Origin of the sequence: Pseudomonas sp. 57B-090624, from assembly GCF_003234055.1 — a bacterium.
GTDB lineage: Bacteria > Pseudomonadota > Gammaproteobacteria > Pseudomonadales > Pseudomonadaceae > Metapseudomonas > Metapseudomonas tohonis.
Map to the genome: position 1 here is coordinate 33371 of NZ_QKRU01000022.1, position 15891 is coordinate 49261.

The window sequence follows — 15891 nt, forward strand, 5'->3', positions numbered from 1 at the left end:
CTACTCTCAATCATCTTTTATATCGAACTCTGCGGCATCTTTTACGCCTTTGGGTAAGGCAGCTGCACGCTTGAGCGCATCAAAAACAAGGTTCTTGGCATCGAAAGACGCTACAACACCACCGCTTGTACTCGGCTGCCATTTTTTGCCATAGCTATACTTCAGGGCCTTATTGCCACCTGGCATGGGGTAGGTCATCAAACGGTCAGGAATCCCACCAGCCCCGTTATCTATTTCAGGGCTCTGCTCCCGGCTACCACTGGTCGACTTACGAGTAGGAACATCAAACTCATGGAACCACCACTTCACCGAGCCAATATCGACACGTTTCCCTCCGTCGCCCTTGGTGGTGATGGCCCCAATGTTCTTTGCAATACGGTCAAGACTGAACTGCTTATGGTACTTGGTTGTTGGCTTCAGTTCTTGATCTGTCAGCTCACCATTTCCTGAATAGGACTTATCGCTGGTTATATTCCATAGATCCAACGCTTTCGTATACAGCAGATCGCGCGGATCCTTGTAAGAGCGCCTTAATGACTTCAGCTCCACCCAACCCTCATCCTTGGTCATGATGTCAACGTAGCGTAACGCTCGGAATACTTCCTTGTTTGCATCCTGGTTTTTCTTGTTGGTGAACAGCCTGACGATCCTCGGAACTTCTATATCCACTAGCTGATCCGTTGCCAAATAGTAGGCTGTCACCAGAATCTGGAACGTTGCGCCCTGAGCACCGTTATGCATGCCGATAGGCGTCATTACGTCCAGTGCAGGATTTTCCTCCATCAGAGACTCATAACCCGACAAACTGGCCAAGCTCATTACGTATTTGCCCCGAATCTTCTCCACCAGCGCCTTCTTGCCGACCAGTTTCCCCTTGGCAGCCTCTTCCTCGATATAGGCGATGGATGCCAATAGCAACATGGGGTGCACACGCATGCCCTTGAACCCCCTCACAATATTGCGCAGGGCATTCTGACTACCACGCTGCCCTAAAGTCAGAGCCCCCATGAAGAATTGCTTGTCGAAGACAAATTTACGCAATGCGGGAGCGCCGCCTTCACGCATGACCTTGCTGACAGTCTTCATCATTTCGACCAAGGGCTTCGGATCGTCGCCAAGCGCCTCCTTGATCTGCTTCATGACGGGTGACAACGCCTCGCCGGGCAAGCGCTTCGGCTTGATCTTTGGCGCCGCGGCGTAAGCCATCTGGAAGAAACTTATGTTGACAGGAGATACCTGCTCATAAGGCATCAGCTGCGCATAAGGCTGGGTGCTGTCTGGCAGAGGCATCCACCCAAATAGTTCCACTTCTGGAGGCGCACCCGTACCCTCCCAACCTTCTGCAGGCAAACTGAGATAGTCCACCCACGCAAGAATGTCATCGAGGCCGTCAATGCTATTGACCATGTAGGTGATGGAATCCGTATCCATCCTCATCAGCTCGGCCACGGTCAGGAAATAGGGCACCAGTGCGGTGACCCTATCAAACTTTCCTGATTTGGCCTTGATAATGAGGTCCTCCATGACACTGATCATTGCTTTGATCGCCTTGGGGCGCTTACCCAAGTACTTGTAGAACAGCTGCAGCACTTTGACGACAGGTTTCAGCAGTCTCGTTGGGCCGATTGGAAGCCCCGTAATGACGTTCAGGCTGGCAAACGCAAGCGTCTCGACACTGAAGTTCGCCCAATCCTTGGCGATGTAATAATTGATCTGGTCATAGACGATTTTTATATCCTCAAATGGAAACGCCATATTGCCCAAGAAGATCAGCCCATCTACAGCAGAGTCCACTACATCCGTCAGACTGAATGCATACGCCGCCGGGATGAAGAAATTCCCGGAAGAGGTTCCATTGAGGTTCATCGCCATCGCGTCGTAGTCGATGGGCGGAACCTCACTACCTTGATAGGCTGTATTCAGGTAGTTGAGTGAAAGCTCTTTATAGGCCTCCACACCCATGACGTTCACGTACTGCAGCTGCGCCCCAAACTGCACGACTACCCGGTTTATAGATTGATTCGAACCAGACTGTGCCTTGTTGAATTCGTCGGTACTTACATAGGTCAGAACCGACGAACCCTGCTCGGGCATTCGCACATCCGCTTTCGTCTGCCCGTCCTCGAACGTCAGGAGTGGTCGGCTTGAACTGTCATACCACTTGAAAGCTCGCATCAGGCCCACAAAGCCGCCGATGGTCAGGCGGCTCATGCCATAGACCGGAGCACCACTGATCAATCGAGTGCCCGCCAACTGATTGTTGACTGCCAGGGAGAGCTGCCCATCCTTGAACTGCACCCCGACCGAGCTCCACGCACCGATCTCCAGCGCCGGGCCGGTCACTACCTCGGTTCGTCCGTCTATCGTCAGCTGGGCCTGCAGCCCGGAACTGGAAGAACTGATCTCGAGCGGGCCGTGCCGCAACAGAACGCCATGTTTTTCCAGACGAACGTCAAACCGAACACCGATAGCCCCTGGGTTCAGCTTCGGATCACCAGGGGCCCTGATGACGCTGTCTTCTTTGAAGGAGTAACTGCCCCCTTCACCGGCGTAGGGGCCGTCGCTACTCAGCTCGATATTCTCTGCATCGGGACGACGAAGCCCCAGAGAATCGATGGCATATTGCTTGAAGATGATGTCGCCATCCGGCTGCGTGACAGCCTCCGTATCGATGTCCAACATCATGAGCGCAATGAGCGGCTGACGGTTCGGGTCAGTGATGGAGCCCAGTTCCACGCTGACTGTTTCGTTTTTCGTCCCGGTCAAATCGATCTGCCCACTCTTGCGATAAGGCATGCGCAGTACGACGCCGTCCCCCCGATCGATCTCCACCTTATCGGTAGCGACTGCCTCCCCGAGGATCAGGTTGCGCTTCACATTGACACCGCCACCTACCCCCGGCTGGGGAGGCGGTGGCGCGATCACGATCATCTGTTTCTGCGAAGGCGTAAAACCGGTACGGGCGTAGATTTCCGCCGTAGTCGCATCAAAGCCGGTAAAGAACTGGGCCTGCGCGATACCATCTCCTCCAGTGATCAGGCTCGCCTTGTTGAAAAAACCCGCGTTGGTGAAAACACTGATCGCCACACCCGTGGCGGGTACGTTCTGGATATCAGTGGCCTTGATCGAGAAATTGACCGTCGAGTTCAACGTTGCCTTGGGAGGCACATTGGCGAATTCGAGCTTCAGCGGATGAACCTCGAACGTCTTTTCGACCGTTATCGCACCGACCCTTACCTTCAGGTTGTAGGTGCCAGGCTCTATGCCACCCTTGATCTGAGTTGTCGCCGACCCACCCAGGGTGTAGGAGCTGTTGGATGTGAGTGTCGAGTCACCATCGACCGAGAAGTCGACCCCCGTCTCATCTCCCACGCGGTTGAAGTTCTTGTCATAAGCCGTGACCTTGACGTTCAGAGCGCCAATCCCCAGCTGCGAAACCGTTCCTTCCAGGTCAACGAATACGGTCTTGGGCGCTCCCGGCACAACCTCAACGGTCGTGAGTCGGGCAGTCGTTTCCTCATCATCACCAAGGCGGGCTTTCACCACGGCCTTGGCTCCTGCTCCGGGGGACATGCGCAGTGTGTTGAAGAAGGTGCCGGTAAGGTTTCCGCCTTCCCGATAGGTAGAAAGGAAACCATCTCCTTCAACCGACCAATTGGCGGTCAATGGTGTTTTCTTTTCTTCCTCACGATTCGCGTACCCCACGAGAATCGCCTGTAGATCGATTTGCGGGTCATCCGCACTGACAAATATCTTCTCGGCTGCCGATGCATCGATATCTGCCATCTGGGTATCGATCTTGAAATACTCGAATGCCCATTTCCACAACACGTTCCCTGAGTCGTGGTTCGCGAAAAGACGCAAATTCAGGAAGTCATCAGGATCAAGTTTTCCCAAGTGGGCGATGTTGTCGAAGGTGATGGTTTTATCCTCACCAATCTTCGCTTTGATCTCTTGTTCGCCGAAGGCGAGTACCAACTCCCTGCCACGCTCCGTTTCCCAAGTGCCCAACTGCTCAAGATTGGACTGCAGCAGGTCATACAGAATCTTCACGTAGTTATCACTGCTCGTGATAACGGGGTTTTCCTTGGACAGAACATCTACCTCGACATTCTGGTAGGTCTGGCGTCGGATCGATTCGACGTTGAGGTCGTAGAGGCTGAACTGGAGTTCCGGCCTGTAGCTCCAGTTGTAAATGGGCTCCGGCTGTTTCAGATCGGCTTCTGGCTGTTCTTTCTTCGCCTTGCGCCACGCTTGGCGAGACAACTCGCTGCCTTCCTCATCGTGCAACGGCACACGGACCGGTACGTAGTGAGTCGGTCGGTATTTGAGAATTCCGCTCGCTTGCCCCTTGGATGAGAAATCGGGATTACGGTTCTCCGGCTGCCCGGTTACCTGAAGATAGAGATGTTGTTTTGCCAGAACCTTTTCCGGTAGCTGGATGATTTGAACCTGTTGCCCAGGCTTGATCTTGAATTGGGACAGGTTGTTGGCTCCAACCGGCGCCAATTGGTTCGCCGCGACTATCTTGGCCATCCGCCCGGTAAAACCGTAATCGGCCAACTCTTCCGGCAGGGCACCCCCATCGATATCTCGCCAATCGGTATAAATGGCAATGCTGATGTCGCTGCCCAGACCCGCTCCCTCGTTGCCGATCAGGTTCTTCTGTTCCTTCCCTTTGGTAATGCCCTTTTCGATCTTGGTCTTGCGCTCGGCCCAGACCTTCAGGTTTGGCGGAGAGAGTTCGATGCGCTGACTAGCGAAATTCAGCAGGTTGCCACTGGCTATAGCCGACTGCAGCTGAACCTTGGTGCTGCCCATGTATCCGGTCGGCCGGTTGATGGCGATGATGCGCACCGTCTCGCCAGCCTTGAGGTGGTTGGCCGCGCGCTTCTGGAATTCCTCCTTGAAGCCGCCGGCGCTCTGCCACTTGCTGAAGGCCGCCTCGCCGGTGCGGCCGACGATCGCGTAATTGTTCTCCTTCGAGCCACGCAGCTGGATGGTGTAGCGGAAGCTGCCGGACTTCTCGTCGACGCCGGAGTAGTTCTTGTACAGCTCGTCCTCGTGCAGCCCGCGCCGCTCGGCCACGAGCTGGCCGTTGGATTCGCGGAACACGTAGATGTCCGTGTCCTTCAGGTCGTCCTTGCTGATGCTTTCCAGCAGGCCACGGTTCTCCATGTCGGGGGCGACGTCGATCAAACGAGTGAAGTCGGGGCCCGTCTTCTCGGTATTCTCCGGGACCGCATCGAAGCGGCTGGAGATATAGATCCCCTGTAGCTCGGCTTCTTTCAGAGAGGTCTTGACGAAGACCTCCTTCTGCTTGCCCTCGACCTCCTTGGTCACCTTCTTGCCGGGCACCACCCAGTCTGGTTTGCCATCGCCATCGAAGTCGTACTTCTCCTGGAGATAGTTGTCACGCTTGCCGGTCTTGTCGCTGTAGGCGGTCTTGTCGCCAAGCTTCACACCGCCACCGAACTGCGCCGAACCGTCCAGCACCATCAGGTCGATGGGGAAGTCCATCGCCTGCTTCATGGGTGTCGCGGCGGTGAGGACGACCATCGCGGCGTCCAGGCTCCACAGGCCCATGCCGTTGCAGGTGTCGTAGTCCGGCCGGGTCAGGTAGTAGGGCATGTTGGAGCTGCCCCGGGGGTTGAAGCGCTTGTAGTAGAGCTCCAGGTAGGCCGGGGTGGTGTACTCGAAGAAGAACCCGGGGCAAGGCGGCAGGAAGTAGTTCATCCTGTACTTGCCGTCGTCGTCCGTCAGGGCATAGCCGCCGGTGACGTGGCTGCCCAGGGTGACGCCCACGCCCGGTAGCGGGCCGTAGATCTTGGCGTCGCGGTCGCGGGTGTTCTTGTCGTCGACCTTGCCGTCCTTGCCGAAGAAGCCCGCGCGAAAGCCGATGCTGTTGCTGCCCTGGTGGAGGATCTGCCCTTCCTTGGACAGCAGCAGCGCCTTGCTGCTGGAAGACGGCGTGACGTTGCTGTCGATGGGCATCTGCAACAGCAGCAGTTCATCGCCCTTGGTGCTGAAGCGTTCCTTCTCGCCCCGCACCAGCACGGTCAGGCTGCTCGGGCTCAGGCTGGGCTTGTCGATGGCCTTGCCATCCACCGTCTTGAAGGACGTGCCCCGATAGGTGGCGGCGGTCATCACTTCGCTCTGTGGATAACGTTCGCGGGCGTCCTTGAGGCGCTGCAGGTAGGCGCGATAGATATCGCCGGACATCACCTGGGCCTGCTCCAGCGGCCCGGTGGCTTCGCCGATCTCGCGGGCTTCCTTGCCATCGCTGCCGTATTCCACCCAGATGGGCTTGCCGTTGGGGCTGAGCACGATGGCGCGGGTGTAGACGGCCCCGAACTTGTAGTAGGTCTGGGGGATGTAGATACCGGGGATCAGCCCGAAGCCGAAGAACGCCTGGGCCGTGGCCGTCCAGCCGGCCAGCAGTGCACCCAGCGCCAGGCCCAGCCATGCGCGGCTGCGGCGTTTCGATTCGGAAGGCATGACCAACATATCCATCTGTCAGAGATTCCCTTGGCCGCCTCAGCGGCCCTTGTTCAAGCGATAGAGTTCGGCCTGCAGCTGGCGCAGGTTGAGCTCGCCGTTGGCGTATGCCTTGAGCGCGGGTTGCGCTTCGAGGCCGGCCAGGGCGAAGCCGAAGAGATCGAGGTTGTCCTGGGCCAGCACGCCCTGGCTGCGGATGCGGCCGTTGCCGATCACGCCGACGCCCACCGGGACGATGCGCGCGGCCTCACGGTCCAGCCCCACCATCACCACGTAGGAGCCGTCCGGCGGCAGGTAGTCGAGGGTGTTGCCCAGGCGCAGGGCAGCGAGGTCGACGCTGAGCGTGCCTTGCACGCTCACCCCGGCGGGCTGCAGCGCGTACATCCAGTAGGGCATGGCCAGCGGCTCGACCGGGTACGGCAGCTCGCTGAACTGCAGCATCTGCGCATGCAGGTCGCCTTCCTGGCGGCCATCGGGGAACAGCAGGCGTGCGCCGCCGAGGTCGAGCTTGAACTCGCCCTCCAGCAGGCTCAGCTGGCTGCCGCCCTTCACCGGCACGTAGGGCAGCGTGGTGTTGAGCTGCGCCAGCTGCATCTGGCCGAAGTCGTTGCGCTGGCCACCCTGGACCGTGACGCTGCGGCTGTCGGCGCCGTAGCCACGGTTGCCCGAGCCCGGGTTGAGCAGCAGCCGGTACTGGCCACCGGGGATGGTCTGCTCGGCAGTGTCGCCAAAGCCGAAGTTGAAGGCGCCGTCACGGTTGGTGCGCACGCTGCGGTTCAGCTCTTCCAGGCGCACTTCGATGTTCGCCACCGGCTCCTGCAGCTGGTCCAGCACCACGCCGGAGATGAAGGTCGGCAGCGGCCGGGTGCGGTAGCGCAGGCGCTCCAGCTCCTGGCCGTCGTAGCGCACTTCAACCGACACCTCGGCGTCATAGGCCAGGTCCTTCTCCGGATAGAAGGCGATCACCTGGCTGCCCGGCAGCTCGGAGAGCGCGCCGACCACGGCCTGGTGGTCGCGGTCGACCCGCACCAGCTGGTAGCCCTGGGCCTTGAGCGCATTGGTGCCCAGCCCGTCGAGGTCGACGTAGGACATGCCGTGGGCGGTCTCGTGGACCTTGATCTCCAGCTTGGCCAGGTCGATGGCCTGGTTGAAGTAGAGGCTGATGAAGCCGTTGGGCTCGACGAAGCGCGCGTTGTTCGCCGGCTCGACACGCTCCAGGGCCACCGGCACCTGCTGCGGGGTGACCAGGGAGATGGACCGCGCGCTCTGCGCGACCACCTGGCCATTGCCGCCCTGGAGCACCGCCAGCAACTGGTATTGGCCGCTCTGCGGCGGAATCTGCAGGGTGGCGCTCTTGAGCGTGGTGTCGCCGGTCAGCGGGGCATCGGCGATCACATCGCCATTGGCCGCCAGCAGCATGGCCCGAGGCGCCAGCAGGCCACTGAGGTCCTCGATGCGCGCAGCCACCTGCAGGGACACCGGCTCGCCCAGGTTGAGCAGTTCGGTGCCTTCGGTGGGGATGACCCAGCTGATCGCCGCCTGGGCCGAGAGCTCCAGGCTGTACTCGCGGCGCAGCTGGTTGCCGGCCTGGTCGCGGGCGTCCAGGGTCACGCTCACGGGCTGGCCGATGGGCAGTGCGATACGGCTGGCGAAGCGGAACTCACCCGCCTGGCCACCAGGCTCCAGGGTCACGTCGGTGCCGTTGATCTGGAAGCTCGACAGGTTGGCCTCGCGCAGGGTGCCCTTGAGCGGATAGGGCTGCTCGCTGACGCGGTTCTTCGCCGGCAGCTCCACCAGGGCCTGGTCGAGGGTGATCTGCGGCGGCTCCTGGTCTAGCGTCCAGCTGAGGGTCTGGCGGGTTTCCTGGCCGCTGCGATCGCGGGCCAGCAGCTCGACGGAGTAGCTGTTCTGCCCCACCGGTACGTTCAGCGCCTCGCGCAGGTCGTACAGCTGGGCGCCCGGCTCGCGCAGGACCAGGTTGCGCCCGGCGACGCTGATGCGTTCCAGGCCCGCCTCGGCGAACACCTGGCCGCCGAGCATGAAGCCATTGCCCGGCAGCAGGCTGCCGTTGGCGGGCGACAGGTTGTCGAAGCGCGGCGGCTTGAAGCTGGCCTGGGGCGGCTGGTAGGTCACCACGATGCTGCGCTGGATGCTGCGCTGGTCCACCCACGCCTGGAGCGTCAGGGTATTGGGGCCCGCCTGCAGGGTGATGGGGGCCGACTGGAAGGCGAACAGGGTCACCTGGCCGGTGGCCGACAGGCTGGCGGGCTGGCCATTGACCAGGACTTCCATGCGCTGGGCGGCCTTGTCGCTGCGCAGTTGGCCGCGCACCACCAGGCTGGCGTCCTTCACCGTGGCGCCCGGCAGCGGGTAATCCACCGTCAGGGCGATATCGCTGGCCAGCGGCTGGCGTTCGACCGTCCGTACCAGGCTCGCCTGGTTGCCGGCCTTGTCGAAGGCGGTCAGGGTCAGCCGGTTGGTGCCTTCGAGCACCGGTACGCTGGCGGTCCACTGGCTGCCTTGCAGGGTGACGGCGAAGCGGGTGCCGGGGAAGCGGTCGGAGGCGAACTCCAGGCGCGCCATGCCCGAGGCGCTGTCACTGGCGCTGCCGCGCAGGGTGACGCTGTCCTCGTTGACGCTGATGACCTCGGGCCCTTCGATGGCCACGACCGGCGGCTGGCGATCCGGGAAGCTGGTGGGGTCGTTCGGGTTGGTGCCGGCCGCCACTTCGTCGTCGTTACTGACGCCGTCGCCGTCGCGGTCCGGGTCGGCGTTGTCGCCGATGCCGTCGCCGTCGAGGTCACGGCTCTCCTTGGGATCGTCCGGGAAGGCGTCCTGGGCGTTGGGTACGCCGTCGCCGTCGCGGTCGTCATCGAGCGCATCGGGGATGCCGTCCTTGTCCAGGTCCGGCGGCGTGCTGTTCTTGTCGTTCGGGTCGAAGCCCAGTTGGGTTTCGTAGTCGTTGGAAATGCCGTCGCCGTCGCGGTCGGTATCCGCGTTGTCGCCGATCTTGTCGCCGTCGAGGTCGCTGCTTTCCGTGGGGTCGTCCGGGAACACGTCCTGGGCGTTGGGCACGCCATCGCCGTCGCGGTCATCATCCAGCGCATCCGGGATGCCGTCCTTGTCGAGGTCCGACGGGGTGCTGGCCTTGTCGTCCGGGTCGGTGCCGACCTGGGTCTCGTAGTCGTTGGAAATCCCGTCGCCGTCGCGGTCCGGGTCGGCGTTGTCACCGATGCCGTCGCCGTCCAGGTCACGGCTTTCCTTGGGATCGTCCGGGAAGGCGTCCTGGGCATTGGGCACGCCATCACCGTCACGGTCGTCGTCCAGCGCGTCGGGGATGCCGTCCTTGTCCAGGTCCGGCGGCACGCTGGCCTTGTCGTCCGGGTCGGTGCCGACCTGGGTTTCGTAGTCGTTGGAAATGCCGTCGCCGTCGCGGTCGGTGTCGGCGTTGTCACCGATGCCGTCGCCGTCGAGGTCACGGCTTTCCTTGGGGTCGTCCGGGAACGCGTCCTGGGCGTTGGGCACGCCATCGCCATCGCGGTCGTCGTCCAGCGCATCGGGGATGCCGTCCTTGTCCAGGTCCGGCGGCGTGCTGTTCTTGTCGTTGGGGTCGAAGCCCAGCTGGATCTCGATGTCGTTGGCGATGCCGTCGCCGTCACGGTCCGGGTCGGCGTTGTCGCCGATGCCGTCGCCGTCCATGTCACGGGTCTCGGTCGGATCATCGGGCAGCGCGTCATCGGCGTTGGGCACGCCATCGCCGTCACGGTCGTCGTCCAGGGCGTCCGGGATGCCGTCCTTGTCCAGGTCCGGCGGCACGCTGGCCTTATCGTTGGGGTCGAAGCCCAGCTGGGTCTCGTAGTCGTTGGAGATGCCGTCGCCGTCGCGATCGGTGTCGGCGTTGTCGCCGATGCCGTCGCCGTCCAGATCGCGGCTCTCCTTGGGGTCGTCCGGGAAAGCGTCGTCAGGGTTCAACACCCCATCGCCGTCACGATCATCATCCAGTGCATCGGGAATGCCGTCGCGGTCCAGGTCCGGCGGTACGCTGGCCTTGTCGTCCGGGTCGGTGCCGACCTGGGTTTCGTAGTCGTTGGAAATCCCGTCGCCGTCGCGATCGGTGTCGGCGTTGTCGCCGATGCCGTCGCCGTCCAGATCGCGGCTCTCCTTGGGGTCGTCCGGGAAGGCGTCCTGGGCATTGGCCACGCCGTCACCATCGCGGTCATCGTCCAGCGAGTCCGGAATGCCGTCCTTGTCCAGGTCCGGCGGCGTGCTGGCCTTGTCGTCCGGGTCGGTACCGACCTGGGTTTCATAGTCGTTGGAGATGCCGTCGCCATCACGATCGGTGTCGGCGTTGTCGCCGATGCCGTCGCCGTCCAGGTCGCGGCTTTCCTTGGGGTCGTCCGGGAAGGCGTCGTCGGCGTTGGGTACGCCGTCACCGTCGCGGTCATCGTCCAGCGCGTCCGGAATGCCGTCCTTGTCCAGGTCCGGCGGCGTGCTGGCCTTGTCGTCCGGGTCGGTGCCGACCTGGATTTCGTAGTCGTTGGAGATGCCGTCGCCGTCGCGGTCGGTGTCGGCGTTGTCGCCGATGCCGTCGCCGTCGAGGTCGCGGCTTTCCTTCGGATCGTCCGGGAAGGCGTCGTCGGGGTTCAACACCCCATCGCCGTCACGATCATCATCCAGTGCATCGGGAATGCCGTCCTTGTCCAGGTCCGGCGGCACGCTGGCCTTGTCGTCCGGGTCGGTGCCGACCTGGATTTCGTAGTCGTTGGAGATGCCATCGCCATCGCGGTCCGGGTCGGCGTTGTCGCCGATGCCGTCACCGTCGAGGTCACGGCTTTCCTTGGGATCGTCCGGGAACGCGTCCTGGGCATTGACCACGCCGTCGCCGTCACGGTCGTCGTCCAGCGCATCCGGGATGCCGTCGCTGTCCAGGTCCGGCGGGGTACTGGCCTTATCGTTGGGGTCGAAGCCCAGCTGGGTCTCGTAGTCGTTGGAAATCCCGTCGCCGTCGCGATCCGGGTCGGCGTTGTCGCCGATGCCGTCGCCATCGAGGTCGCGGCTTTCCCTGGGGTCGTCCGGGAAGGCGTCCTTGTCGTTCTCCACGCCGTCGCCATCGCGGTCGTAGTCCAGCGCGTCGGGGATGCCGTCGCGGTCGCTGTCCGGCGGGGTGCTGGCCTTGTCGTTGGGGTCGAAGCCCAGCTGGGTCTCGTAGTCGTTGGAGATGCCGTCGCCGTCGCGATCGGTGTCGGCGTTGTCGCCGATGCCGTCGCCGTCCAGGTCACGGTTCTCCTTGGGATCGTCCGGGAAGGCGTCCTGGGCGTTGGGCACGCCATCACCGTCGCGGTCGTCATCGAGCGCATCGGGGATGCCGTCCTTGTCCAGGTCCGGCGGCGTGCTGGCCTTGTCGTTGGGGTCGAAGCCCAGCTGGATCTCGATGTCGTTGGAAACGCCGTCGCCGTCGCGGTCGGTGTCGGCGTTGTCGCCGATGCCGTCGCCGTCCAGGTCGCGGCTTTCCTTGGGATCGTCCGGGAAGGCGTCCTGGGCATTGGCCACGCCGTCGCCGTCACGGTCATCGTCCAGGGCGTCCGGGATGCCGTCCTTGTCCAGGTCCGGCGGCGTGCTGTTCTTGTCGTCCGGGTTGTAGCCGAGCTGGATCTCGTAATCGTTGGAGATGCCGTCGCCGTCGCGATCCGGGTCGAGGTTGTCGCCGATGCCGTCGCCGTCCAGGTCGCACAGCAGGCCGAAGTCCAGCTTGCCCAGCGCGGCCAGGTCCTGGCGCGCCTGGGCCTGGGTTTCCAGACTCAGGTTCGCTGCCACGGCACCGCCGGTGAGCTGGGACGCGTACTGCTGGGTCAGGTTGCCCCGGGCGTAGACGAAGCCGGACACCGTGGTGTTGGAGCCCAGCACCACGTTGCCCTCGGCCAGCACCAGCAGCTGCGAGGGGTCGCGGGCCTGGCCGGAAGCCTCGGCGTTGAAGCGCGCCTGCCAGGGCAGCTCGAGGTTCTGCGCCACGTGCAGTCGCACGGTGCCGGCGCCACGCGGAACGATGCGCGCCTCGCTGGCCAGTGTCAGCTTCTCGATCCAGTAGTCGCCGGCGGACAGTTCCAGGGTGCCGCGGTAGCCCACTTCCACTTCCCGCAGGCGGTAGGCGCCCGGCTTGGTGAAACGCGCGGTGGCCATGCCGGCGACATTCAGCCGGCGCCACTCGGTGCGGCTGCCGTCCATCACCTGCGTGGCGCCGTAGCCCAGGTCCTGGCTGAAGCTGGAGCCGGTCTTGAGGAAGGCCGGCAGTTGCGGAACGGGCGCAGGCGTGTAGCTGGGCTGGCAATCCTGGGTGCCGCAACTGCGGCTGAGGGAGGCGAAGCTGCTATCGACCCGGCTGGCCGGCAGGTAGGCGGAGACGCCGTCACGCAACTGGGCGTTGAGGCCGAAGCTGATGCGGCCGCCGGCGGTGTGGCTCTGCAGGCCCTTGGCGAAGGCCGCGGTGCACTGGCTCGGCTGGGGAGTGGGCGGCGCCACCTGGGGCACGCTCTGGGCGTTGCGCGGGTCGCTGCCCGCCAGGCGCTCGGTCTCGTCGTCATGGCCGTCGCCATCGGTGTCCGCGTCGAACAGGTCGAGCACGCCGTCGCCATCCAGGTCACGGCGCTCGCTGCATTGGGTGTTCCAGCCCAGGGTGGCGATGGCGTCCATGCGCGTTTCGATGCGCGCGGCGGTGTCCACCACGGCATTGCGGGCGTTGAGGCCGCCACGCAGGCGCGAGGCGAAGGCCCCGCGGTAATCCCCTTCCACATAGGCCAGGGCGCCGACGGTGGCGGACGACTCGAGGCTCAGGTTGCCGCGCACGAAGAGCTGCAACGCTTCGGCGCTGCCTTCGCCGTTGAGGCTGGCCTGGTAGGGCAGGTTCAGCGACGAGCCGACCATCACCCGTGCGTTGCCGCCGGCGATGAGCAGCTGGCTGCTGGAGGCCATGTCCAGTTGGCCGATCCAGTAGCGCCCGGGTGCCAGGGTGACCTTGGCGCCATAGCCGATGCTCAGGCGCTGGATGTAGTAGGCCTGGTGGCGGGCGTTGAAGGACAGGGTCGCGCCGCCATCGACGCTGATGGTGCGGTAGCGGTTGAGATCGCCGCCACCCGCCTCGCCCACGCCCAGGTAACCCAGGCTCAGGTCATGCTCGCCCTTGATCTCGGGCAGTGTCAGGCCGGCGAAGTCGGCGGCCGCCATGCCGCTGGCCTGGCAGTCGCGGCTGCCGCAGCTGGGCGCGCCCCAGGGGTTCTGCACGCGGGGGGTATCGATCAGTGGGCTGGGGTTGTTCTGCAGCGTGCCGCCCCACTGGAAGACGACGCCACCGGCGCCATGGGTCTGCAGGCCGCCGGTGAACAGGGCGCGACAGGACTCGGCCGCCTGCGCCAGGCCGCCACTGGTCAAAAGGAGCCATGCCAGCCCCGCCAGCAACCGGCACCGCTTGCCCTGCCCCCCCAGCATCCCCATAGTTCGTCCGTCCACTGTTGTACAGGCTGCCCTGCCGTTTCCCTTTGCCGGCACCTATCGGCCGGCCCTTTGCAATCGGCTCGTCTAGCGCGAGCTGTATTGCACCTTCACCTGGCGCGTCGCCTCTTCGCTCAGGCTCTTCACCGCCTGCTTGAGGGCCTGCGGCGCCAGCTTCTCGCGTATCTCGCCACTGACTTCGGAAAGCGGCCTGGCCGGCAGGCGCTCCTCGCCCGTCACCCGCACCAGCAGCAACTGGCCGTCCGCATAGAGCGGCGCGATGCTGCCCGCCTCGGTGGACTCCACCAGACCGCGCAGCGGCTGCTCCAGCAGTTCGGGCTTGATGCGGTTGCTGCGGTACTCCAGGGGCTTGCCGGCGGCGCGCCAGGCGGCCACCTGCTTCTGCCAGTCGCGACCCTTGGCCTCGGCGCCGCTGAGCAGTGCGATGAGCTCGGCACGCTGGGGCTCTTCCAGCGCCTGGTCGCTGGCGATGATCTCGAAGCTCTTCTCCACGCCGCCGCCGAATTCCTCGGGGTGGCGCTGGTAGTAGTCGGCCACCTGCTCGCTGGTCACCGGTTCCGGCGTGGCATGCTGCTCCAGGTAGTGGCGCACCAGCAGTTCCTCGCGGTAGGCCTGGGCCTTGAGGTCCAGCTGGGCGCGCTCGCCGGCGTCCAGCTCGCGCTCGGCCAGCAGGGCCATGGCGCGACTGGCCACCAGGCTGTCGAGGATCTTGCGTTCCACCTCGTCGTTGGCGAACAGCGGCGCCGACTCGCCCAGCGTGCGCTCGACGGTCAGTTCCAGCTGGGCCCGGGTGATGGGGCTGTCGTCCACCGTGACCAGGGTCGCCGAAGGCTCGACCGGCACCTGCGCCAGGGCGTCGGCGCCGTCGTCGTCACGGCAGCCGGCCAGCAGCGCCGCCGCCAGCAGGCAGCCCAGCGTCCACTCAACCCGCGGCACGGTCTTCGCCTTCCTTGGCGGCGGTGCCCTCGGCCGCGGCCGGCGGCGTCTTGCGGTCGATCTTAGCCGCTGCCTTGAGGCGCTCCAGCTCGGCCTGCTTGGCTTCCTGGCGCAGGCGATAACGGATGTCGCCGCTGACCGCTTCGAACGGCTGCTTCACCACCTGCGGCCCCTCGATCACCTTGATCACGTGGAAGCCGAAGGGCGTCACCACCGGCTCGGACACCTCGCCCGGCTTCATGGCGAATACCTTGCCGCTGAAGGCCGGGTCGATGGCGCCTTCCTGCAGCCAGCCCAGGTCGCCGCCCTGCTTGGCGGACAGCTGGTCCTCGGAGAAGGTGGCGGCCAGCGCGGTGAAGTCCTCGCCGGCGTTGATGCGCGATTGCACTTCCTGGGCCTTGCTCAGCAGGGCCTGGCGCTCGTTCTCGCTCATGCCGGGGTTGGTGCGCAGGAGGATGTGGGCGACGTGCACCTTGCGCGCCTGGAACTGGTCGGGGTTGGTGGCGTAGAAGTTGCGCACCGCCTCGTCGGTCACCCGCTCGCGGAGGAACTCCTCGAAATAGCGGCTGATCAGCATCTGCTTGCGGAACTCGGCCACCTCGGTCTCCACCTGGTCGGCGGGCAGCAGGCCCTGGGCCTCGATCTGCCCGGCCAGGCCCTCGCGCTCCAGGTACTCGTCCAGCTCGCGGCTGACCCACTGGGTGTTCTGCGCCGGTACCCGCTTGAACGCGAGGAAGGCATCGAATTGCGCCTGGGTGACCGGCTTGCCGTTCACCTCGGCGATGGAATCGCTGGAGGAATCACAGCCCGCCAGCAGCAGGGCCAGGATCGAGGACGCCAAGGCGAGGCGTGGGAACTGCTTCATGGATCACCACCTTAATCAGGTCAAATTCCTTTTATCGCGGGTGCGATATACAGGTCGGCCACAAACAGGGGTGTGACTCGACTCACAAA

General features: G+C 63.8%; 4 protein-coding genes. All 4 read right to left on the reverse strand.

Translation table 11 applies throughout. From position 1 onward, the window contains the following. Positions 1 to 6: 6 nt before the first annotated feature. The gene (locus DMX10_RS12610; RefSeq protein ID WP_111261379.1) at positions 7 to 6513 is read right to left on the reverse strand and encodes a hypothetical protein; all 6507 of its coding nucleotides are present in this window, start codon (positions 6511 to 6513) and stop codon (positions 7 to 9) included. 24 nt (positions 6514 to 6537) lie between these two features. Continuing rightward, positions 6538 to 13920 (reverse strand): thrombospondin type 3 repeat-containing protein, encoded by a 7383-nt coding sequence (locus tag DMX10_RS12615; protein ID WP_111261380.1) that lies wholly within the window; start codon positions 13918 to 13920, stop codon positions 6538 to 6540. Positions 13921 to 14067: 147 nt separating this feature from the next. Next, entirely contained in the window at positions 14068 to 14937 is an 870-nt protein-coding gene (locus DMX10_RS12620) for a peptidyl-prolyl cis-trans isomerase (protein ID WP_111261381.1), read from the reverse strand. After that, positions 14924 to 15802, reverse strand: a complete 879-nt coding sequence (locus tag DMX10_RS12625; protein WP_111261382.1) for a peptidylprolyl isomerase — start codon at positions 15800 to 15802, stop codon at positions 14924 to 14926. The genes DMX10_RS12620 and DMX10_RS12625 overlap by 14 nt, the downstream gene beginning before the upstream one ends. Positions 15803 to 15891: the final 89 nt, after the last annotated feature.